The following is a 21,040-nucleotide window of genomic DNA, read 5'->3' as shown; positions in this document are numbered from 1 at the left end:
CCCTCGTACCGCCTCAGACCTTTGCAGCGTGTTGGGGAGAGAGCCGCACATCGCCCACCCGGCCACTCGAACGAGTGAACATCACGGATGAGTTGGCGACCAACTCGGGGACCCGGTCACAGACCGGCTCCGTGGACAGGTGGTTGAAAGATCGATGCGGCCTTTGGCAGTATGCCCCGCCCACATCGCCGGCCCTGTGCCGGAGCCCGTCCGGGCCGGGCCGGGCACCGCGCGTGTGCGGGCCGCCCACCACGCCTGCCCTGGTCCGTACCTTCCCGGGCCCACAGACGTCGCCCGGGCAGAATGTCCGTATGCGCATCGACCTCGCCACGGCCCCCGGCAGTCAGGAACGCCCCAATGAGGACTGGGTGTCGGCGTCGGTGCCCGCTTCGGGGGGCGGGGTCCTGGTGGTGCTCGACGGGGTCACCCCGCCGGCGGGCGGGGACGGGTGCGTGCACGGCGTGCCGTGGTTCACGGCCCGGCTCGGCGGCCGATTGACCGAACTGTCCGGATCGCGACGGGACATGCCGCTGGACCGGATCCTGGCCGAGGCAGTTCGCGCCACGGCCGAGGCCCACCGCGACACGTGTGACCTTTCTCACATACGGACCCCGCAGGCGACGGTCGTCGTCGTCCGCTGGGACGAGGCGTATGTGGAACACCTCGTGCTCTCGGACTCCGTACTGCTCCTGCAGGCACCCGGGGGCGAGGTGGCGGCGGTGCTCGACGACCGGCTGGAGCGGGTGCCGCGGGAGGTGCTGCGCTCGGTGGCGGCGACGGACGCCCTGCGCAATGCCGAGGGCGGCTTCTTCACGGCGGCCGCGGACCCGTCGGTGGCGTCCCGGGCGATCACGGGGCGCACCCCGCGCGGCCGGGTGCGGGCGGTGGCCGCGCTGACGGACGGGGCGAGCCGTTGGACGGACACGTTCGGGGAGGGCGACTGGGCCGAGTGCCTGGCGGTGCTCCGGAAGGAGGGTGCGGAGGGGCTGATCGGCCGGGTCCGCGCCGTCGAGGTCGGCCCGGCCGTCCCGCGGGGCCGGCACAAGCGGCACGACGACGCGTCGGCGGTCTACGCGGAACTCTGAGGCGCGGCCTGCGGGGGGGCTGAGGCGGTCCGCTACTCGGCGCCCGTGTTCAACTGGTGGAGCAGGCGGGCCAGTTCCGCGACCTCGCCGCGGTCCCATCCGGCGAGCTTGCGCATGTACTGCTCGCGCCGTGCGCCGCGTACCCGCAGGAACCGCTCGCGGCCCTCCTCGGTGAGCCCGACGAGGAAGGCCCGCCCGTCGGCGGGGTCGGGCTCGCGGGCCACCAGGCCCAGGACCTCCAGGGCCCGCAGCTGCCGGCTCATGGTGGCCTTGCCGACGCCGAAGTAGGCGGCGAGGTCGGTGGCCCGCTGCCGGCCGGCGGCCTCCAGGCGTACGAGCAGCCCGTAGGCGGCCGGCTCCAGTTCGGGGTGGAGGGCGCGGGCCATCTCCCCGGAGGAGGCGCGGGCCCGCCGGAGGAAGACGGACAGCTCCCGCTCCAGGGCAAGGAACTCCTGGTCTTCACTCCCGTGCACGTCCTGCTCCTTCTTCGATGCCGCGATGCGCGATGCCGCGATGTGTGGCGCCCCGGTGGGTCCCCACAGGTCCCGGTGGGTCCCGGCAGCCCCGGGGGGTGGGGGCCAGTATTTCGCAGCGGGCGCGCGGTCGGCCCGGGGCCCCGCCGGAGCGGGGAACCGGGCCGTCCGGGTGCGGGCGTAGGCCCCCGGTCCGAGGTCAGGCGGCGGCCGGGACCTGCACCTGCGCGTCTTCCAGGGCGAGCTCCAGGACCTGGCGCACATCGGTCACCGGGTGCACCTCCAGCCCCTCCAGCACCTCGGCCGGGACGTCGTCCAGGTCGGCCTCGTTGCGCTTGGGGATGATGACGGTGGTCAGGCCCGCCCGGTGGGCGGCGAGCAGCTTCTGCTTGACCCCGCCGATCGGCAGGACCCGCCCGGTCAGCGAGACCTCGCCGGTCATGGCCACGTCGGTGCGCACCTGCCGCCCGGAGAGCAGCGAGGCGAGGGCGGTGGTCATGGTGATGCCCGCGCTCGGGCCGTCCTTGGGTACCGCGCCGGCCGGGAAGTGGATGTGCACGCCCCGGTCCTTGAGGTCGGCGACGGGGAGTTCCAGTTCGGCTCCGTGGGAGCGCAGGAAGCTCAGCGCGATCTGCGCCGACTCCTTCATGACGTCGCCGAGCTGGCCGGTGAGGGTCAGTCCGGCCGCGCCCGTCTCCGGGTCGGCCAGTGAGGCCTCCACGAACAGCACGTCGCCGCCCGCCCCGGTGACGGCGAGGCCGGTGGCCACGCCGGGGACGGCGGTGCGCCGCTCGGCCGGGTCCTGGGCGGATTCCGGCACGTGGTGCGGGCGCCCGATCAGGGCCCGCAGCCCGTCGGCGCCGATGTGGAAGGGCAGTTCCCGCTCGCCGAGTTCGTGCTGGGCGGCGACCTTGCGCAGCAGGCGGGCGATGGCCCGCTCCAGGGTGCGTACGCCCGCCTCGCGGGTGTACTCGCCGGCCAGCTTGCGCAGGGCGTCCTCCTCCAGGACCACCTCGTCGGCGCCGAGTCCGGCGCGCTCCAGCTGGCGGGGCAGCAGGTGGTCGCGGGCGATGACGACCTTCTCGTCCTCGGTGTAGCCGTCGAGGCGGACGAGTTCCATGCGGTCGGCGAGGGCTTCGGGGATGGCTTCCAGGACGTTGGCGGTGGCGAGGAAGACGACGTCGCTGAGGTCGAGTTCGACTTCCAGGTAGTGGTCGCGGAAGGTGTGGTTCTGGGCGGGGTCGAGGACTTCCAGGAGGGCGGCCGCGGGGTCGCCGCGGAAGTCGGAGCCGACCTTGTCGATCTCGTCGAGGAGCACGACCGGGTTCATCGATCCGGCTTCCTTGACGGCCCGTACGATGCGGCCGGGCAGGGCGCCGACGTAGGTGCGGCGGTGGCCGCGCACCTCGGCCTCGTCCCGTACGCCGCCGAGGGCGACGCGGACGAACTTGCGGCCCATGGCGTGGGCGACGCTCTCGCCCAGCGAGGTCTTTCCGACGCCGGGCGGGCCGACGAGGGCGAGGACGGCGCCGCCGCGGCGGCCTCCGACGACGCCCATGCCGCGCTCGCTGCGGCGCTTGCGCACGGCCAGGTATTCGGTGATGCGGTCCTTGACGTCGCTGAGGCCCGCGTGTTCGGCGTCGAGTACGGCGCGGGCGCCCTGGATGTCGTACCGGTCCTCCGTGCGCTCGTTCCAGGGCAGTTCGAGGACGGTGTCGAGCCAGGTGCGGATCCAGGAGCCCTCGGGGCTCTGGTCGCTGGACCGCTCCAGCTTGTCGACCTCCTTGAGGGCGGCCTCGCGGACCTTCTCGGGGAGGTCGGCGGCCTCGACGCGGGCGCGGTAGTCGTCGGACTCCTCGCCCTCCTTCTCACCGTTGAGCTCGCGCAGTTCCTTGCGTACGGCCTCCAGCTGGCGGCGCAGCAGGAACTCGCGCTGCTGCTTGTCGACGCCGTCCTGGACGTCCTTGGCGATGGACTCGGCGACGTCCTGTTCGGCGAGGTGGTCGCTGAGCGCCTTGACGGCGAGCTTGAGGCGGGCGACGGGGTCGGCCGTCTCCAGCAGTTCGACCTTCTGCTCGATTGTCAGGAAGGGCGAGTACCCGGAGTTGTCGGCGAGGGCGGAGACCCCTTCGATCTGCTGGACGCGGTCCACGACCTGCCAGGCCCCGCGCTTCTTGAGCCAGCTGGTGGCGAGGGCCTTGTACTCCTTGACGAGTTCGGCGACGGCGCCCGGCAGCGGATCGGGGACCGTCTCGTCCACGATCTCGCCCTCGACCCAGAGCGCCGCCCCGGGCCCGGTGGTGCCGGCGCCGATGCGGACGCGGCCGAGGCCGCGGATGAGTGCGCCCGGATCGCCGCCGGAGAGCCGGCCGACCTGCTCGACGGTTCCGAGCACACCGGTCGCGGCGTACGTGCCGTCGATCCGCGGTACGAGCAGCACGCGGGGCTTCCCGGTGCCGGCGGCGGCTTGGGCGGCCTCGACGGCCCCGCGTACCTCGGCGTCGGACAGGTCCAGCGGAACGACCATTCCGGGCAGCACGACCTCGTCGTCGAGAGGCAGCACGGGCAGGGTGAGCGTTACGGACGTCGAAGCCATGATCTTCCCTCCGGCAGTGAAGTTGAGCTACAGGGACTCAATGCATCTGCGCCTCCCGGTGTTCCCCAACCTCCGTTCGCCGGCGGCGAACACGCTCCCCGGTGTGCTCCCCGGCCGGGGGGTGTCAGCCGGTCAGGGTGGCGACGCGGACGTCGCCGGAGGTGGTCTTCGCCGTGAGGTGGGAGGAGGCCGAGGCGTCGTCGGACAGGGAGACGTCGCGGTCGCCCGAGGTGGTGGACACGGCGAGCCGGTAGCGGGCCGCGGGCACCCCCAGGCTGACGTCGCCGGAAGTCGTCTCGGCGAGCACGGAGGCGGGGGCCTTCGCGAAGTCCAGGCGCGCGTCGCCCGACTCGGAGCGCACCGACGTGTCCGGGCCGGCCAGCCCTGTGCCGGTGATCTCGCCGGAGGTCGTACGGATCTTCAGCGGGCCGGCGATGTCCCGGGCCCGGACGTCGCCGGACCCGGCCTCCACCTCGGCGGCGGCCACGCCCGCGACGGTGATGTCGCCGCTGCCGCTCTCCAGGGTGACCTTCGCGGATGCCGGGACCTCCAGCCGGTAGTCGATGCGGCAGCTGCTCGGGCAGCCGTCGGCGGTGAAGGTGAGGACGCCCCCGCTGACCCGCTGGCCGGGCGTGGGGGCGGTGTCGCCGTGGTAGCGGACGGTACGGCGGACCGTGACTCCGGGCCCGGCCCCCGGGGTGACCTCGATCGACCCGGCCCGGGTGCCGGTCAGCTCGACGGCGGTGACCGCCTCGGTGACCGTGGTGTCGGCGCTCACCGTCGTGCGCGGGCCGTCGACGAAGGAGCAGGCCGCCAGGACGAGGCCGGCCGCGAGGGCGGCGGCCGAGGCGCGGGCGGCCCGGGCCGCCGCCGTGGTGTGGGAAGTCATACCCCGATCCTGCGGCGCCCGCCCCGCGCGGCCGATGGTGCCGGTACCCGGATCCGGTGGGGGGTTATCCCCCGGGCCGGGTCCGGGTGGCGGGCGGGCTTCGGCCGTTCGGCCCGAGCAGGGTCGTTTCCTCCTCATCCGTACGCGTGACGGGCGGATGCGGGCCCCCCGGCCGGGCAGGGGTGGCTGCGGCAGTGTTCCCACCCGTAGAAAGACCAGTTGATGCGTCTCCGCTCCGCCTTCACCGCCGTTCTCGGCGCCGCCCTGCTCCTCGTCACCGTCCCGGCCTCCGCCTCCGCCGCCTCGGGCCGGTTCAGCTACACGTACCTGACCGTCGAGGGCTACGAGGCCTCCGGCTTCCTGACCGACCCGTGGGACGGCGAGTGCTTCAACCTCCCCGGTGTGGGCCAGGAGAACCCCGAGCCGGGCCACTCGCCGAGGAACCGCACGGACGCATGGGCCACGGTCTTCGGCGACACGAACTGCGAGGGGCCCGCCTTCCGGCTGCGGCCCCACACCGGCTGGGCGTCAGAGCGCCTGAAGGTGCGGTCGGTCGTCTTCGGCTGACCGCAGGCCGGCGCCCGGCCCGGTCGCGACCGGGCGCTGCGCGGAGGGCAGGCCCCACTCGCTCCAGGAGCCGTCGTACACCGCCAGGTCCCGGTAGCCGGCGAGTTCGGCGCCCAGTGCCAGTACGCACGCGGTCACCCCGGAGCCGCAGCTGAAGCGGAGGCGTTCACGCCCGCCCGCCGCCGCCTCGAAGGCGGCGCGGAGTTCCCCGGCCGGGCGCATCAGCCCGCCGGGGCGCTGGAGTTCGCCGAAGGGCAGGCTGACCGCGCCCGGCATGTGGCCGCCGCGCAGGCCCGGGCGGGGTTCGGGGGCGGTGCCTTCGAAGCGTTCGCGGGTACGGGCGTCGAGGACGGCCGCGGCCGGGTCGGAGAGGGCCGCGGCCACGGTCTCGGCGTCGACGAGCAGTCCGGGGCGCGGCCGGGCGGTGAAGGTGCCGCGCGGGCCCCCGTACTCCGGGGCGGCGGCCTCGACGGGGAGGGCGGCGGCCGTCCAGGCGGGCAGTCCCCCGTCGAGGACGGCGGCCCGGTCGAAGCCCATGGCGCGGAGCATCCACCAGGCGCGGGCGCTGGAGTAGACGCCGGCGCCGTCGTAGACGACGACGGTGTCGGTGTCGTCGACGCCTAGGGACCGCAGCGCCGCGGTGAACTCGGCGGGCCCGGGCATGGTGTGCGGGGCGGGCGCCGTGTGGTCGGAGAGGGCTCCGTCGAGGTCGAAGGGGCGGGCGCCGGGGATGCGGTGGCCCGCGGCGCGGTGGGCGCCGACGGAGGCGTCGAGGACGACCAGTCCGGGGGTGTCCAGCCGGGCGGCCAGCCAGTCGGCCCCGACCAGCGGTCCGGGGACGGCGGGCCCGGGCTCTCGGGACGCGGGGTGGTCGGAGACGGGCATGCGGCACCTCCTGGGATCGGCGTGCCGCGTCCCTTCCACTGTGCGGCGCGGCCCGCCGGCTGTACGAAGCGGTCGTCCCCATCCTCCGGCGCGACCCGCGCGGGCCGGCAACCGCCCCTGCCGTGGGGCCGGTTCACCCGTGGTCGCCGTGGTCGCCGCGAGCGCCCGTCAGCCGGCGGGGCAGCCGCCGGGGCGGGCGTAGACGGCGATCCGGGCGCCTCGTACCGCGGTGACCGAGCAGAGGTCGAACGCGCCCGCCAGCACCTCGCGCTTGACCTCCTCGTGCCGGTAGGGGTCCAGCGGCTGGTCCGCCGGGTCCAGCAGGGCGATCACCCGGGGTGAGGTGAGCAGGGCCGCGCGGATCCGCTCCGGGGGCAGCTCGGTGCCCTGGAGGCTGTGGGAAGCGGCCGGGGAGGCCGCCAGGGCGGTGTCCCGCAGCCCGTCGTAGACGTCCGGCGCAGACAGCAGCCACTCACGCCTGCGGGAGGGCATGAACACGACCGCGTCCCCCGGGCGGGCCCGCTCCCGTACCGCGGAGGCCACCGCGACCACGTCGTCCTTGCGGCTCTCCGGGGTGCGCAGCCACGCCGACCACAGGCCGAGCGGCATGAGGAGGGCGACCGCCGCGGCCCACGGGCGCCATCCGCGGGCGGCGGCCGCCCGTGCGCCGGCCAGCAGGGCGGGTCCGGCGAGGGCGTAGAGCACGTACCGGTCGACGTACCAGGGGTTGACCAGCGAGATCGCCATCAGCAGGCCGGGCGGCAGCAGCACCAGCGGCAGCGCCACCCGTACGAGGTCCCGCGGGGCGCCGCGCGCGAGCAGCAGGGAGGCGCCGCCGACCACCGCGTACGCGGTCCAGTCCTGCCAGCTGGGCCGGCCCAGCCAGCCGAGCTGCTGGTGCGCCTGGCGCGCGCTCACCACGGCGAGCGGCAGCAGCAGGGCGACGACGGTCGCGGCGCCGGCCCGCCAGCCGCGGGTGTGCCGGGCGGTGAAGGCGTGGGCGAGCAGGGCGAGCGCGGCGAACTCGTGCAGCCAGCAGCCGATCAGGAGCACGACGGTGTAGGCGGCCCACCGCTCGCACAGCATGAAATACGTCGCCCACACCACGGCGGCCGCGACCAGCGCGTACGAGCGGCCCTCCTGGGCGTACATCTGGACGGGGGGCAGCACGGCGTACACGCAGCCGGCGACGAGCGCGGCCCGCTCCCCCACGAGCCGGTGCGCGACGGCGGCCACCCCGGCGGCGGCGAGGGCGGTGGCGGCGACGGAGGGCAGCCGCAGCGCCCACAGGCCGCCGTCCCAGGCCTGGAACACACCGTGCATGAGGAGGTAGTAGAGGCCGTGCACGGCGTCGACCTGTCCGAGGAGGTCCCGTATCCCGCCGAGCGACCGGTGCGCCACCTGCCAGGTGACGGACTCGTCGCGCCACATGCTGCCGCCGCGCTCCAGTCCCCAGAGGCCGAGGACGGCGGCGAGCAGCGGCGGGAGCGGGCGCCATGGCGCGATGCGGCGGATGGCGGCCTCCTGAAGCTGTCGTGGAGCTGTCGGATCGGGCGTGCGGACTCCATACTCGGGGGTGGACCCGAGTGAGTGTCCGCGGAGGTGGGTGTGCGCGCGTTCCGGGCGGTGGCGGCGGTGGTTCTGAGCGCGACGCTCCTGACCGGATGCGGATCGTCCGGTTCCGGCGGTGGTGGCGACGCGCCGCCGAAGGGCTCCGCGGAACCGGCCACGAGCACGAGTGCGAGTACGGACCCGGGCACGGGCGCCGGCCCCGCGGCGAGCCCGAGCCCCGGCGGCAGCACTCCCGGCACGGGCACCGGCGCGAGCCCGGTCCCCGCCCCCGGCGAGACCCTGGTCCGGGTCACCCGCAGCGGGGGCTTCGCCGGCGAGACCCACACCCTCGTCGTGAAGGGCGACGGCTCGTGGTCCCGGCTGGACGGGAAGGCGCGGCCGGAGGGCACCGGAAAGCTGTCCGAGCAGGAGCTGGCGGCCCTGCGCACGGCGCTCCGGGAGGCGGACTTCGCCCGTCTGCCCAAGGTGGCGACGGGCGGCCCCAAGATCTACGACGGCTTCGTCTACACCTTCACGCACGGCGGGTACGAGGTCGCCGGCGAGCAGGGATCACTGCCGCCGGCCCTGGAGCGGGTGGCGAGCGCTCTGCCGCCGTTCACGGAGCGCTGAGCCCCCTTGCCGGCCGGTCCGGGAGCGGCCGGCCTGCCGGCCCGGCACGGGCGGAGATCGCCGTACGCGCGGCCGGATGTGCCGAACGACACTCACACCCCGGTCTTCCCGCCCGGCCGCGGACCGGCCTTGTAGGTCCCCTCCAAGAGGGATCCGACGAGGTCGCAGCCGGTGGGGCAGCTGACCGCCGCGCCCGCCGGACACCGGCCCCGCGAGGGGTCCGACACCCGGTACATCCCATTCCATTTGCTCAGGTCCAGCGCATATGCCGTGTCCGAACCCCACGTAGCCGCAGGCCCGAGCCTCCTCTACGCTGCACCCCATTCAGCGGGATCTTCAGGGGCGGACATGGAACAGACACACACCACCCACACCGGCGCCGCGGCAACGCCCGGCGCCCAGCGGCGTGTGCTCGTCGTCGAGGACGACCGCACCATCGCCGAGGCCATCGCGGCCCGGCTGCGCGCCGAGGGCTTCCAGGTGCAGACGGCCACCGACGGTCCCGCGGCCGTCGCCGCGGCCGAGAGCTGGCTGCCCGAGCTGCTGGTCCTCGACGTCATGCTGCCCGGCTTCGACGGGCTGGAGGTCTGCCGCCGGGTCCAGGCGCAGCGCCCGGTCCCGGTGCTGATGCTCACCGCCCGGGACGACGAGACGGACATGCTGGTCGGGCTGGGCGTCGGCGCCGACGACTACATGACCAAGCCGTTCTCCATGCGCGAGCTGGCCGCACGCGTCCACGTACTGCTGCGGCGGGTGGAGCGGGCCACCATCGCCGCGCACACCCCGCGCGGCGCCACGCTGCGCCTGGGCGACCTGGAGATCGACCACGCGCAGCGCCGGGTCCGGGTGCAGACCGAGGACGTCCACCTGACCCCGACCGAGTTCGACCTGCTGGTGTGCCTGGCCGGGACCCCGCGGGCGGTGCTCTCCCGGGAGCAGCTGCTCGCCGAGGTCTGGGACTGGGCCGACGCGTCCGGGACCCGTACGGTCGACAGCCACATCAAGGCCCTGCGGCGCAAGATCGGCGCCGAGCGGATCCGCACGGTCCACGGCGTCGGGTACGCCCTGGAGACCCCGGCCCAGCCGTGAACGGCCGGGCGGAGGGCCCGCACCCGCGCCACCGGCCCACCGGAGGGCTGCGGCCCTTCTCACCGTTCTCGATCAAGACCAAGCTCGGCACCCTCGTGGTCGTCTCGGTCTTCATCACCACCGGCCTGCTGCTGGTGGCCCTGCGCACCGACACCGAGCTGCGCTTCATCACCGTCTTCTCGGTGATCGCCTCGATGCTGATCACCCAGTTCGTGGCGCACAGCCTGACGGCCCCGCTGGACGACATGACCACGGTGGCCCGGGCGATCTCCCACGGCGACTTCACGCGTCGGGTGCGGGGCGCCGGACGCCGCGACGAGCTGGGCGACCTGGCCTCCACGATCAACCTCATGGCGGACGACCTGGAGGCCGTGGACCGGCACCGCAAGGAGCTCGTCGCCAACGTGTCGCACGAGCTGCGCACACCGATCGCCGCGCTGCGGGCGGTACTGGAGAACGTCGTCGACGGCGTCTCGGCCGCCGACCCCGAGACCATGCGCACCATGCTGAAGCAGACCGAGCGCCTCGGCCGGCTCGTGGAGACCCTGCTGGACCTGTCCCGGGTGGACAACGGCGTGGTGCCGCTGAGGGCCCGCCGCTTCGAGGTGTGGCCGTACCTGTCCGGGGTGCTGAAGGAGTCGGGGCTGGCCGCCGCGGGCCGGCCGGGGCTGCTCTCCGGCTCCGGCGGGCACACCCGCAACGACGTGCACCTGCACCTGGACGTGTTCCCGCCGGAACTGTGCGCCTACGCCGACGCCGAACGCCTGCACCAGGTGGTGGCCAATCTGATCGACAACGCGGTCAAGCACAGCCCCCCGCACGGCCGGGTCACGGTCCGGGCGCGGGCCGGCGAGGTGCCCGGCAGCCTGGTGCTGGAGGTCCGCGACGAGGGCCCCGGGATCCCGGAGGCGGAGCGCCACCGGGTCTTCGAGCGGTTCAACCGGGGCAGCGCCCGCGGCGGCGACGGAGGCACCGGACTGGGCCTGGCGATCGCGCGCTGGGCCGTGGAGCTGCACGGCGGCCGGATCGGGGTGGCCGAATCGTCACGTGGCTGCCGCATCCTCGTCACGCTTCCGGGCAGCTCGTAGGTGCCGTGTTGACGTAGGGTTCGACTGGGAAGGACATGATCTCGGCCACACGTACCCGGGGTCCGTCAGGGGTGCGAAGCCAAGGGGGCCGCAACCTCGGTGCCCCCTACCCGAACCAGGCTGGTTTCCCGCCATTCCACGTCCCGAAACCCGCCGTTCGATGTGACCTACGCGACGTAAGTCCCGCCCGGCCTGCATGCAGCGGCCGAGGAGGCGTAGCCTTTATTCCCGCTGTCCATACCTTGTGAAGCGGAAGAGGGCGGTTGCCGCCGTGTCGCCACAGTCCCCCAGTAATTCGAGCACCACGACCGACGCAGCAGAGGGCGGGAAGAACCCTGCCTCAGGCTTCGGCGCGAATGAGTGGCTCGTCGACGAGATCTATCAGCAGTACCTCCAGGACCCGCAGTCGGTCGACCGCGCCTGGTGGGACTTCTTCGCCGACTACAAGCCGGGGGGCGCTGCCGCTCCGGTGACGTCGGCCGGTCCCGAGAAGTCCACGCCGACGGACGGCGCCTCCGCACAGGCCGCCACCGCCGCCGCCGGGACCCCGCAGGCCGCCGACGCCGCCACGGGGGCGGCGGACGCCGCGCCCGCGCCCTCCGCGACGCCGACTCCTCCGCCTGTGTCAGCTCCTGCCCCTGCTCCTGCCATCCCCTCTGGTGCCCCTGCTGTGACTGTCACCTCCCAGGCTCCGGCCGCCGCACCGGCCGCGCCCGCCCCCGCCTCCGTAGCCCCGCAGAAGGCCGCGCCCACCGCTGAGGCCCCCGCGGGCCCCGAGCTGGTGACGCTCCGCGGCCCGGCGGCTGCCGTGGCCAAGAACATGAACGCCTCCCTCGACGTCCCGACGGCCACGTCCGTCCGCGCCGTCCCGGTGAAGCTGCTGTTCGACAACCGCATCGTCATCAACAACCACCTCAAGCGGGCCCGGGGCGGGAAGATCTCCTTCACGCACCTCATCGGCTACGCGATGGTGCAGGCCATCAAGGCCATGCCCTCGATGAACCACTCCTTCGCGGAGAAGGACGGCAAGCCGACCCTGGTCAAGCCCGACCACGTCAACTTCGGCCTCGCCATCGACCTCGTGAAGCCCAACGGCGACCGCCAGCTCGTCGTCGCCGGCATCAAGAAGGCCGAGACCCTCAACTTCTTCGAGTTCTGGCAGGCCTACGAGGACATCGTCCGCCGCGCCCGCGTCGGCAAGCTGACGATGGACGACTTCACCGGCGTGACCTGCTCCCTCACCAACCCCGGCGGCCTGGGCACCGTCCACTCCGTGCCCCGCCTGATGCCCGGACAGTCGGTCATCATGGGCGTCGGCTCCATGGACTACCCCGCCGAGTTCCAGGGCACCTCGCAGGACACCCTGAACAAGCTGGGCATCTCCAAGGTCATGACCCTGACCTCGACCTACGACCACCGGGTCATCCAGGGCGCGGCCTCCGGCGAGTTCCTGCGCATCGTCGCGAACCTGCTCCTCGGCGAGGAGGGCTTCTACGACGCCGTCTTCGAGTCGCTGCGCATCCCGTACGAGCCGGTCCGCTGGAACCGCGACATCGACGCCAGCCACGACGACGACGTCACCAAGGCCGCCCGCGTCTTCGAGCTGATCCACTCCTACCGGGTCCGCGGCCACGTCATGGCCGACACCGACCCGCTGGAGTACAAGCAGCGCAAGCACCCCGACCTCGACATCACCGAGCACGGCCTCACCCTGTGGGACCTGGAGCGCGAGTTCGCCGTCGGCGGCTTCTCCGGCAAGTCCATGATGAAGCTGCGCGACATCCTCGGCGTGCTGCGCGACTCGTACTGCCGCACCACCGGCGTCGAGTTCATGCACATCCAGGACCCCAAGCAGCGCCGCTGGATCCAGGACCGCATCGAGCGCCCGCACACCAAGCCGGAGCGCGAGGAGCAGCTGCGCATCCTGCGCCGCCTGAACGCCGCCGAGGCCTTCGAGACCTTCCTGCAGACGAAGTACGTCGGCCAGAAGCGCTTCTCCCTGGAGGGCGGCGAGTCCGTCATCCCGCTGCTCGACGCCGTCATCGACTCGGCCGCCGAGGCCCGCCTCGAAGAGGTCGTCATCGGCATGGCCCACCGCGGCCGCCTGAACGTCCTCGCGAACATCGTCGGCAAGTCGTACGCGCAGATCTTCCGCGAGTTCGAGGGCAACCTCGACCCGAAGTCCATGCACGGCTCCGGCGACGTCAAGTACCACCTGGGCGCCGAGGGCACCTTCACCGGCCTGGACGGCGAGCAGATCAAGGTCTCGCTCGTCGCGAACCCCTCCCACCTGGAGGCCGTCGACCCGGTCCTGGAGGGTGTGGCCCGCGCCAAGCAGGACATCATCAACAAGGGCGGCACGGACTTCACCGTCCTGCCCGTCGCCCTGCACGGCGACGCGGCCTTCGCCGGCCAGGGCGTCGTCGCCGAGACGCTGAACATGTCGCAGCTGCGCGGCTACCGCACCGGCGGCACCGTGCACGTGGTCATCAACAACCAGGTCGGCTTCACCGCCGCCCCGGAGTCCTCGCGCTCCTCCATGTACGCCACCGACGTGGCCCGCATGATCGAGGCGCCGATCTTCCACGTGAACGGCGACGACCCCGAGGCCGTCGTCCGCGTCGCGCGGCTGGCCTTCGAGTTCCGCCAGGCGTTCAACAAGGACGTGGTCATCGACCTCATCTGCTACCGCCGCCGCGGCCACAACGAGTCCGACAACCCGGCCTTCACGCAGCCGCTGATGTACGACCTGATCGACAAGAAGCGCTCGGTGCGCAAGCTGTACACCGAGTCCCTCATCGGTCGCGGCGACATCACGCTGGAAGAGGCCGAGCAGGCGCTCCAGGACTTCCAGGGCCAGCTGGAGAAGGTCTTCGCGGAGGTCCGCGAGGCCGCCACGCAGCCCGCGGCCGCCTCGCCGGCCGCCCCCGGCACGTCCGCCGTCTTCCCGGTCGCCGTGAACACCGCGATCTCCCAGGACGTCGTCAAGCGGATCGCCGAGTCCCAGGTCTCCATCCCCGAGGGCGTCACCGTCCACCCGCGTCTGCTGCCGCAGCTGCAGCGCCGCGCGGCGATGATCGACGAGGGCACCATCGACTGGGGCATGGGCGAGACCCTGGCCTTCGGTTCGCTGCTGATGGAGGGCACCCCGGTCCGGCTGTCCGGCCAGGACTCCCGCCGCGGCACCTTCGGCCAGCGCCACGCGGTCCTCATCGACCGGGAGACCGGCGAGGACTACACCCCGCTGCTCTACCTGTCGGACGACCAGGCCCGCTACAACGTCTACGACTCGCTGCTCTCGGAGTACGCGGCGATGGGCTTCGAGTACGGCTACTCGCTGGCCCGTCCGGACGCGCTGGTGCTGTGGGAGGCGCAGTTCGGTGACTTCGTCAACGGCGCCCAGACCGTCGTCGACGAGTTCATCTCCTCGGCCGAGCAGAAGTGGGGCCAGACCTCCGGCGTCACGCTGCTGCTGCCGCACGGCTACGAGGGCCAGGGCCCGGACCACTCGTCCGCCCGCCCGGAGCGCTTCCTCCAGATGTGCGCGCAGGACAACATGACGGTCGCGATGCCGACCCTGCCGTCGAACTACTTCCACCTGCTGCGCTGGCAGGTCCACAACCCGCACCACAAGCCGCTCATCGTCTTCACCCCGAAGTCGATGCTGCGTCTGAAGGCCGCGGCGTCGAAGGCGGAGGAGTTCACGAGCGGTTCGTTCCGTCCGGTCATCGGCGACAGCACGGTGGACCCGAACGCGGTCCGCAAGGTCGTCTTCTGCGCCGGCAAGGTCTACTACGACCTGGAGGCCGAGCGCGAGAAGCGCGGCATCACGGACACCGCGATCATCCGCATCGAGCGCCTGTACCCGCTCCCGGGTGCGGAGCTCCAGGCCGAGATCGCCAAGTTCCCGAACGCGGCGAAGTACATCTGGGCGCAGGAGGAGCCGGCGAACCAGGGCGCGTGGCCGTTCATCGCGCTGAACCTGATCGACCACCTCGACCTGGCGGTCGGCGCGGAGGTCCCGGCGGGCGAGCGCCTGCGGCGCATCTCGCGCCCGCACGGCTCGTCCCCGGCGGTGGGCTCCGCGAAGCGCCACCAGGCGGAGCAGCAGCAGCTGATCAACGAGGTCTTCGAGGCGTAACCGCCCCGAGCACCAAGCCGGAAGGCCCGGCCCCCACATGGGGGCCGGGCCTTCCGGCGTGGTCCGGGTAGTGTCCTCGCGGAATCCGACACTGCGGGAGGACCGCCATGGCGAACGGCATCGTGATCGCGCAGACCACCGTCGACGGCGAAGACCGGGCGAGGGAGCTGGCCCGGGGCGCGGTGGAGGGCCGCCTGGCGGCCTGCGCGCACGTCGAGGGGCCCGTCACCGCCGTCTACCGCTGGCAGGGGACCGTGGAGACGGCCACCGAGTGGCGCGTCTCCTACAAGACGACACGGGACCGGCTGCCCGCCCTCGGCGCCTGGATCGAGCGGGTGCACGGCTACGAGGTGCCCGAGTGGATCGTGGTGGCGGTGGACGGCGGCTCGGACGCCTACCTGGCGTGGGTCGCCGCGGAGAGCGCCCCCGCGTAGCCGGCGCGGGGACGCGGCCCCGCGGGAGTTTCCGTCGGCGTGCGCGGGCAGGCTCTCGGCATGGCCGACACCCCCAGCGGGGGAGGCGCGGTGGGGCGGAGCGGGCGGCTGTACGTACCGGACGGGCGGGCGGGATCAGGTGCCGCACAGGACGGCGGAAGAGGAGAGCCCGGTCAGGGCGAGCCCGGAGCAGGAAGGCTCCGGGAGCGGCTGACGCGGTGCGGGTCGGCTGTGTGCAGCAGCCAGTAGTTGACCGCGCAGCCCAGTGCGATGCCCGACCAGGCGAGCGGCGCGTTGTCCGTCAGCAGGCCCACGAGGAAGACCGGCAGGGATATGGCGAACTCCTGGAGCAGACGCAGGCGCAGCACCACGCCGAAGCGGTCGGCGGCCTTGTGCCGGCCCTCGGCGGTGGCGGCCAGGAGCCGGAAGGGGAAGGCGGCGGCCTGTCCGGCCATCAGCCAGGTGAACCAGGTCGCCGCCGGGCCGTGCAGGCCGTAGAGCCCGGGCAGCACCGTCCAGGCGGTGATCGTGACGAGGACGCCGACGCCCGCGGACACGCCCAGGACCCATCGGCGCAGGTGACGCCACTCCCGGGGGGAGGGGGCCGCGCCCTTGTGGACCATGCCGGTCGCGTTGACCAGCGCCGTGATCGGGATGTGCAGCGTCGCCGTGAGCACGGCGCCTGCGGAGAACGCGGCGAGCCGGTCCGCCCAGGAGGCGTGCAGGGTCAGGGTGAGGACCAGGAGCAGTTCGAAGCCGATCACGGAGAGCATGTGGCCCCACTCGGTGAGCATGCTGCGCGCCACCTGGCGCAGCCAGCGCGCGCTGTCGCGTATCCGGAGGGGGACGCGGAGGTGATCACGCAACAGCCATACGGTGACGGCGCATTCGATGGCGGCGATGACAGACGTGGCGGCGTAGGCGCCGGCGAAGCCCATTCCGGCTCCGTGTACGAGGAGCAGGTCGAGCGCAGCGTTGGCCAGGACGGCGACGGCGTACAGGACGAGGAGGGGGCGGGAGCGCCGGAGTGCGAAGAGGGCCATGGCGCCGACGAACTGCGCGAGGCGGACCGGGGTGGCGATCAACAGCCACACCAGGGCCGACTGCGTGTTGTCGCGGATGGCCGGTGCGGCGACCAGGGCGTCCACGAGGTACGGCAGCACGGCCAGGCCGAGTGCCGCGATGAGCAGCCCGGCGGCCGTGGCACCGATCAGCCCGCCCTGGACGGCGCGCCGCCGGGCGTGGGCGGACACGGCCCCGGCCACGGACAGCCCGACGACAGGTCCCATGGCCATGGCGGTGATCGCGTCGAGGAGGAGCAGGCGCTGCGGCACCGCGGCGGCGGCCACCGCCTCCTCGCCCAGCGTGCTGATCACCCACAGATCGGTCTGGGCGATGGCCTGGCCCATGACGGACGCCACCATCATGGGGCCCATCAGGGCGAGGACCCGTCGGCCCAGCGAGGGGGTGGCGGTGGTGTCGGGGGCGGCCTTGGTCGCGGCGGTCACAGCGGGCTCCAGGCGAGGGTGGCGAAGTCGCCGGAACGGGAGAGCGACCACCGGATGCCCGGTTCCGGCTCCAGGCCCGGCACAGCGGCGAGCTTCACGCGGCCGCGTTCCAAGGGCGATTGCCCCTTCAGTGCCACGACGACGCGGGGGGCGGTGGCTGCGGTGGTGAGGGCCATGCCCCGTTGCCGGTGGTCGGGTGAGGCGAACCAGCGTGCGGCCGAGGCGGCGAGCAGTTCGATGTGGTCCTGCGGCTGAAGGGCGATGCCTTCGGCGTCCAGGAATTCGAGGAAGTGCAGGTGCATGCGCCAGTCGAGCCGCCTGCCCGCGGCCAGGGCCCATTCCAGGAAGGCCTCGTAGAGGTCGGTGGTGTCCGGCAGGCGTTCGGCCAGCTGCGGGATGCGGTCGAAGAGCTGGTGCCAGCGGATGCGGAGCGATTCCTGGGCGATCAGCCGGTCCCGGGAGCCCGGGGTGAGCACGTCACGGGCGGTGGGGCTGATGCAGGCGTTGAGCCGCGACGACTGCGGCGCGCGTGCGGTCAAGGTCCGTTCTCCATTCGTCCAGGTCGTGGTTGGCGTCGCGTTCGACGACGAGCGTGGCGTCCGGTGCGGCGCGGCCGGCGAACAGGGCCACCAGGTCGAGGGTGTCGTCGCTGACCGGAGCGTCGTGGCTGTCGACGATGAGGGAGGGGGCCGCCGGGGAGGGGCTGTAGCCTGCCAGGTGGAACCTGCGGCCCACGCCCGGGACCTCGGTCCATGCGGCGGCGGGTTGCCCGGTGTTGAGCTGGGCGACCATGGCGTTGGACACGTCCATGAGGACTTCGCATCCGGTCGCCGCGGTGAGCTCGGCATAGGCGCGGGCCTGAGGAATGTCGCTCGCCCGCTGCGACGGGAAGTTTTCCACGGCGAGGATGGTGCCGAGCTGGTCCTGCCAGGCGCGCACGGAGTCGATCACCGGCTGCCAGTCGGTGTAGTCGACCTCCAGGGCGACGGGCAGCGGCTGGCCGTTGTGGGAGAAGTGGGCGATGTGGTCGCTGACGTAGAGCAGGCCGCAGTCCGCCTGCCACTGGTTCACCAGGCCCAGGTAGTGGTCGAGGCGTGCCCGGTCCGGATCCAGGAACCGGGAGAGCATGATGTGGCAGCCGACCGGGAGGTCACCGACCGTGCGGCGGAACTCCTGCGGGTCGAGGTGCGCGAAGCCGTCGATCAGGACCTCGACGAAGTCGACGTGTCCCGAGTCGCGCAGCCGGCACGCCATCTCCAGGGTGTCCGGCGAGGTCACATTGACACCGATCAGCATCAGCGCAGCTTCTCCTTGGCGTAGGCCAGCAGGTCCTGGGGGGCGCTGACCGCTCCGGGCCGTTCGGCCGGGGGGATCTCGTCGAGGTTGAGGACGATGCGCTTGCCACGGGCGCGGACGTCGTCCACCCACTGGTCGAACAGGTCGGCGTACGGCAGGCCGCGCTGTTCGGAGGCCTCCGCGAGGCCCGGGATCCAGCCCTTGCAGAGCTGGCGGAGGTAGGCGCGGCAGTAGGGGACGCCGTAGTCGTGCGGCTGGGCGTCCGTGGCTCCCGCGAGGGCCGCCTGGCGGTGCCGTTCCTGGAACGACGCCGCTCGGGCGAAGTCGGCGTAGTACTGCTCCGCGCGGTCCGTCCAGGTGAGGTCCGCGTGTTCGACGATCACGGTGATGGGCTCCGTTTCGGTGATCAGCCGCTGGCTCACCACGGTGTCCAGCAGCGACCACACGCCTTCGTGGACCGCCTCGGAGTGGCCGTCGTGGAGCGTTCCGTCCCGTCCCGTGCGGACGCCCGACAGGTGCAGTTCGACCACCTGGGACCAGGGGACCGCGCCGAGGAGCACCTCTACGGGGACACCGCAGTTGACGGCGTCGATGTAGAGGTGGGCGAGGTCGACGATGAGGCCGGACCCGGTGTTCTCGCAGATGCGCGTCACCGCCTGCCAGGCGTCCAGGATGCCCCGGGCGGAGGCGGAGTAGCAGTTGGCGTTCTCCACCCAGACGGGCAGGCCGGAGGCCTTGTGGAGGTCGGTGAGGAAGCGGACGGCGCGTTGCTCTTCCTCCTTGGTGCCGGTGAAGTACGAGTGGAGTCCGAAGGAGCCGCCGCCCAGGGCCCTTTCTCCGGTGACGTGCACTCCGATGGAGGTCGGCTTGTTGCGGCGGGTGGCCGACTGGTCCATCACGTAGTCGATGTAGCGGGCCTGTTCGCGCGGGCCCTCGCAGATCGCCGTACGCCCCAGGTGGAGGGAGAATTCCGGGATGTTCGGCACTTCCTCAAGGCTTTCCCATTTCCGCCATTCGTTGAATCCGAACTCCAGGAAGGGGCTTTCGCCGACGAGGGCGAGCCTCCTGTCCGGGTCGGGGTCGAGAAACCCCGGAGTGAACGCCCCACCCACGCGCAGGAAGTCGTCGTGAACCGGCTGAACCGTCGCTTGCATTTCTCTTCCTCTCCCCCCGGATTCCCCGTACGGCGGGGGCGCGCTCCGTATCCGGAGCGCGCCCTCACGATGACTCAGACCCTGTTGTAGCTGCCGCAGGTCAGCGCCTCGGCCACGACCTCGATGTCCTGGATGTCGATCATTTCCTTCACCTCCTCGCCTTTGTTCGTTGTGTCAGCCGCACACGCACCGGGCAGGGATCACCCTGCGCAGGCTCAGACCCTGTTGTAGCTGCCGCAGGTCAGCGCCTCGGCCACGACCTCGATGTCCTGGATGTCGATCATTTCTTTCACCTCCTTGCCGCATATGACATATGACGGAGCGAAGTTTTCCGGATTCCCGTGAAGGAATTCCCGACTTCACCGTCCTCGGCCGGTTCTCCCTGCCGATGTCTCTACTGTGCCGGTCCCCGGCGATCACTGGAAGTCCTTTCCGGTGGACGGATTCTGCACTGGCATAACCCGTCCACCTCCACCTGCCACGGCAAGGGAAGAACGGGCCGCTGAACGACGAAAAGCCGCGTCCCGGCAGGACGCGGCTTTCATAGAGGGTGGAAGGGGGGCCGGGCGGGCCTCAGACGCGCGTGGCGGGGAGCCAGCCGTTCTGGACGGCGTGCGCGCCGGCCTGGAAGCGGCTGCGGGCCTCCAGGGCTTCCATGAGTTCGGCGGCGATGCGGCGGGCGGTGCGCGGGGAGACCCCGAGGCGTTTGGCGATGGCCTCGTCCGTGAGGCCCTGGAGGAGCAGGTGGAGGGACTCCCGGTGCTGGCGGGTCAGCCCGTCCATGTTGCGTTCGACGGCGGTGCCCAGCGGGTTGGCGCTCTGCCAGACGCTCTCGAACAGGGCACACAGCGCGGCGATGGTCCCGTCGTAGGTCAGGACGACCGCGCCGGTCTGGGCGTCGTTCGTGTCGAGAGGGAGGACGACCTCGCGTCGATCCGAGATGATCATCCGCACCGGCAGGGTGGGAGCGGTGCGGACCTGTCCACCGTGGCGGTGCAGCCAGTCCACGTGATCGAGCGTGGGCTGGTGGTTGCGGACGCTGTCGAGGTAGACGGTGCGCATGGTGATCCCCCGGTCCAGGAGCGCGGCGTTGGGACCGCGGCTGGCTTCGAGGTCGGCGGCGCTGTGGGCCCCGCCGGGCGCGAACGTCATGATCTCGTGGCGGGTGTTGGCGGCCAGCCGTGCGAGGCGGTCGCGTATCTCCTCCGGCCCTTGCAGGCTCTCGGCGCCGGCGGTGGCGCCCGGCGGACGCATCGCCGAGCATTCGGCGATGAGCTGCGCGGCGGCGGCCCGGGACGCCTCCACCTTCTGCTGGTGGGCGGCCAGTTCGGCCTGCTGGCGGGCCAGCAGCAGTTCCATGGCGTCTTCGGGATTCAGCGCACGGAACCCGACGCCCTCTCGGGAGGAGGGCTGGACCAGGGCGAGACGGCTGAGCCGGTCGAGGCAGGCGCGCAGGTCGCTCTCGGGAAGCGCCAGCCGCTGGGCGAGCGCCGTCACCCCGTCCTTGGGGTGGGCGAGCAGTGCCCGGTAGACGCGTTCGGCCTCGGCGTCGAGCCCGAGCAGTTCAAGCATGGCGATACCCCCGGATATTAGTACACGTGCGCCAGTAGGGAACCATAAGAAGACGCCAAGTGCTCCCTGGTCACTTCCTGTT

The 21,040-nt window shown here is 72.4% G+C and carries 17 protein-coding genes; 7 read left to right on the top strand and 10 right to left on the bottom strand.

Annotation, left to right across the window (positions count from 1 at the left end):
- Window positions 1-311 precede the first annotated feature (311 nt).
- The gene (locus tag BSL84_RS22710) at window positions 312-1,085 is read left to right on the top strand and encodes a protein phosphatase 2C domain-containing protein (protein ID WP_075971012.1); all 774 of its coding nucleotides are present in this window, start codon (window positions 312-314) and stop codon (window positions 1,083-1,085) included.
- A gap of 32 nt (window positions 1,086-1,117) precedes the next feature.
- On the opposite strand, the gene BSL84_RS22705 is transcribed toward BSL84_RS22710, so the two are convergent.
- The 3 genes from BSL84_RS22705 to BSL84_RS22695 form a co-directional block, all read right to left on the bottom strand.
- Window positions 1,118-1,558, bottom strand: coding sequence for a MarR family winged helix-turn-helix transcriptional regulator (locus BSL84_RS22705; protein ID WP_030028221.1), 441 nt, complete (start codon window positions 1,556-1,558; stop codon window positions 1,118-1,120).
- A gap of 199 nt (window positions 1,559-1,757) precedes the next feature.
- Complete coding sequence (gene lon / locus BSL84_RS22700) at window positions 1,758-4,154, bottom strand: endopeptidase La (RefSeq protein WP_045323681.1); 2,397 nt, start codon at window positions 4,152-4,154, stop codon at window positions 1,758-1,760.
- Between the two features lie 124 nt (window positions 4,155-4,278).
- Complete coding sequence (locus tag BSL84_RS22695; RefSeq protein ID WP_075971011.1) at window positions 4,279-5,043, bottom strand: DUF4097 family beta strand repeat-containing protein; 765 nt, start codon at window positions 5,041-5,043, stop codon at window positions 4,279-4,281.
- Window positions 5,044-5,265: 222 nt separating this feature from the next.
- Here BSL84_RS22695 and BSL84_RS22690 point away from each other — a divergent pair, with 222 nt between their 5' ends.
- Window positions 5,266-5,610 (top strand): hypothetical protein, encoded by a 345-nt coding sequence (locus BSL84_RS22690; RefSeq protein ID WP_030028225.1) that lies wholly within the window; start codon window positions 5,266-5,268, stop codon window positions 5,608-5,610.
- Here BSL84_RS22690 and BSL84_RS22685 read toward each other — a convergent pair.
- Both BSL84_RS22685 and BSL84_RS22680 read right to left on the bottom strand, forming a co-directional pair.
- On the bottom strand, window positions 5,572-6,495 hold the full coding sequence (locus BSL84_RS22685) for a sulfurtransferase (RefSeq protein WP_075971010.1): 924 nt from the start codon (window positions 6,493-6,495) through the stop codon (window positions 5,572-5,574). The genes BSL84_RS22690 and BSL84_RS22685 overlap by 39 nt on opposite strands.
- A gap of 168 nt (window positions 6,496-6,663) precedes the next feature.
- Window positions 6,664-7,926 (bottom strand): glycosyltransferase family 39 protein, encoded by a 1,263-nt coding sequence (locus tag BSL84_RS22680; protein WP_107484830.1) that lies wholly within the window; start codon window positions 7,924-7,926, stop codon window positions 6,664-6,666.
- A 177-nt stretch (window positions 7,927-8,103) separates the two neighbouring features.
- Here BSL84_RS22680 and BSL84_RS35610 point away from each other — a divergent pair, with 177 nt between their 5' ends.
- The 5 genes from BSL84_RS35610 (at window position 8,104) to cutA (ending at window position 15,428) form a co-directional block, all read left to right on the top strand.
- Window positions 8,104-8,676 carry a hypothetical protein gene (locus tag BSL84_RS35610; RefSeq protein ID WP_159393545.1) on the top strand — a complete coding sequence of 191 codons (573 nt, stop codon included), beginning with the start codon at window positions 8,104-8,106 and terminating at the stop codon, window positions 8,674-8,676.
- A gap of 348 nt (window positions 8,677-9,024) precedes the next feature.
- Window positions 9,025-9,765: a response regulator transcription factor gene (locus BSL84_RS22670; protein WP_030028984.1), complete on the top strand. Its 741-nt coding sequence runs from the start codon at window positions 9,025-9,027 to the stop codon at window positions 9,763-9,765.
- Entirely contained in the window at window positions 9,762-10,853 is a 1,092-nt protein-coding gene (locus BSL84_RS22665) for a HAMP domain-containing sensor histidine kinase (RefSeq protein ID WP_045323673.1), read from the top strand. Before BSL84_RS22670 ends, BSL84_RS22665 begins: the two co-directional genes overlap by 4 nt.
- A gap of 271 nt (window positions 10,854-11,124) precedes the next feature.
- Window positions 11,125-14,994, top strand: a complete 3,870-nt coding sequence (locus BSL84_RS22660; protein WP_045323676.1) for a multifunctional oxoglutarate decarboxylase/oxoglutarate dehydrogenase thiamine pyrophosphate-binding subunit/dihydrolipoyllysine-residue succinyltransferase subunit — start codon at window positions 11,125-11,127, stop codon at window positions 14,992-14,994.
- Window positions 14,995-15,101: 107 nt separating this feature from the next.
- Window positions 15,102-15,428: a divalent-cation tolerance protein CutA gene (cutA, locus tag BSL84_RS22655; RefSeq protein ID WP_030028442.1), complete on the top strand. Its 327-nt coding sequence runs from the start codon at window positions 15,102-15,104 to the stop codon at window positions 15,426-15,428.
- 173 nt (window positions 15,429-15,601) lie between these two features.
- Here the strand turns inward: cutA and BSL84_RS22650 are convergent, their stop codons facing one another.
- The 5 genes from BSL84_RS22650 to BSL84_RS22630 form a co-directional block, all read right to left on the bottom strand.
- Window positions 15,602-16,936 (bottom strand): MATE family efflux transporter, encoded by a 1,335-nt coding sequence (locus BSL84_RS22650; protein ID WP_075971008.1) that lies wholly within the window; start codon window positions 16,934-16,936, stop codon window positions 15,602-15,604.
- A complete protein-coding gene (locus tag BSL84_RS36185; RefSeq protein ID WP_051873172.1) occupies window positions 16,933-17,475 on the bottom strand; it encodes a hypothetical protein in 543 nt (180 codons plus the stop codon). The genes BSL84_RS22650 and BSL84_RS36185 overlap by 4 nt, the downstream gene beginning before the upstream one ends.
- Window positions 17,414-18,232 (bottom strand): DUF692 family multinuclear iron-containing protein, encoded by an 819-nt coding sequence (locus tag BSL84_RS22640; protein WP_045323671.1) that lies wholly within the window; start codon window positions 18,230-18,232, stop codon window positions 17,414-17,416. The genes BSL84_RS36185 and BSL84_RS22640 overlap by 62 nt, the downstream gene beginning before the upstream one ends.
- On the bottom strand, window positions 18,232-19,386 hold the full coding sequence (locus BSL84_RS22635) for a DUF692 family multinuclear iron-containing protein (protein WP_075971007.1): 1,155 nt from the start codon (window positions 19,384-19,386) through the stop codon (window positions 18,232-18,234). Before BSL84_RS22635 ends, BSL84_RS22640 begins: the two co-directional genes overlap by 1 nt.
- A gap of 573 nt (window positions 19,387-19,959) precedes the next feature.
- Window positions 19,960-20,958 (bottom strand): helix-turn-helix transcriptional regulator, encoded by a 999-nt coding sequence (locus BSL84_RS22630; RefSeq protein WP_030028724.1) that lies wholly within the window; start codon window positions 20,956-20,958, stop codon window positions 19,960-19,962.
- Window positions 20,959-21,040: the final 82 nt, after the last annotated feature.

Source organism: Streptomyces sp. TN58, from assembly GCF_001941845.1.
GTDB lineage: Bacteria > Actinomycetota > Actinomycetes > Streptomycetales > Streptomycetaceae > Streptomyces.
The sequence above is the reverse complement of the archived record's forward strand: the minus strand, read 5'-3'. Positions and strand labels throughout refer to the sequence as shown.

What these genes read in the sequence shown, in the direction of transcription:
- BSL84_RS22640 (WP_045323671.1), bottom strand. Translation starts at nt 18,232, where the DNA reads ATGCTGATCGGTGTCAATGTGACCTCGCCGGACACCCTGGAGATGGCG.
- BSL84_RS22635 (WP_075971007.1), bottom strand. Translation starts at nt 19,386, where the DNA reads ATGCAAGCGACGGTTCAGCCGGTTCACGACGACTTCCTGCGCGTGGGT.
- BSL84_RS22680 (WP_107484830.1), bottom strand. Translation starts at nt 7,926, where the DNA reads ATGTGGCGCGACGAGTCCGTCACCTGGCAGGTGGCGCACCGGTCGCTC.
- BSL84_RS22710 (WP_075971012.1), top strand. Translation starts at nt 312, where the DNA reads ATGCGCATCGACCTCGCCACGGCCCCCGGCAGTCAGGAACGCCCCAAT.
- BSL84_RS22695 (WP_075971011.1), bottom strand. Translation starts at nt 5,043, where the DNA reads ATGACTTCCCACACCACGGCGGCGGCCCGGGCCGCCCGCGCCTCGGCC.
- lon (WP_045323681.1), bottom strand. Translation starts at nt 4,154, where the DNA reads ATGGCTTCGACGTCCGTAACGCTCACCCTGCCCGTGCTGCCTCTCGAC.
- BSL84_RS22670 (WP_030028984.1), top strand. Translation starts at nt 9,025, where the DNA reads ATGGAACAGACACACACCACCCACACCGGCGCCGCGGCAACGCCCGGC.
- BSL84_RS22630 (WP_030028724.1), bottom strand. Translation starts at nt 20,958, where the DNA reads ATGCTTGAACTGCTCGGGCTCGACGCCGAGGCCGAACGCGTCTACCGG.
- BSL84_RS22685 (WP_075971010.1), bottom strand. Translation starts at nt 6,495, where the DNA reads ATGCCCGTCTCCGACCACCCCGCGTCCCGAGAGCCCGGGCCCGCCGTC.
- cutA (WP_030028442.1), top strand. Translation starts at nt 15,102, where the DNA reads ATGGCGAACGGCATCGTGATCGCGCAGACCACCGTCGACGGCGAAGAC.
- BSL84_RS22690 (WP_030028225.1), top strand. Translation starts at nt 5,266, where the DNA reads ATGCGTCTCCGCTCCGCCTTCACCGCCGTTCTCGGCGCCGCCCTGCTC.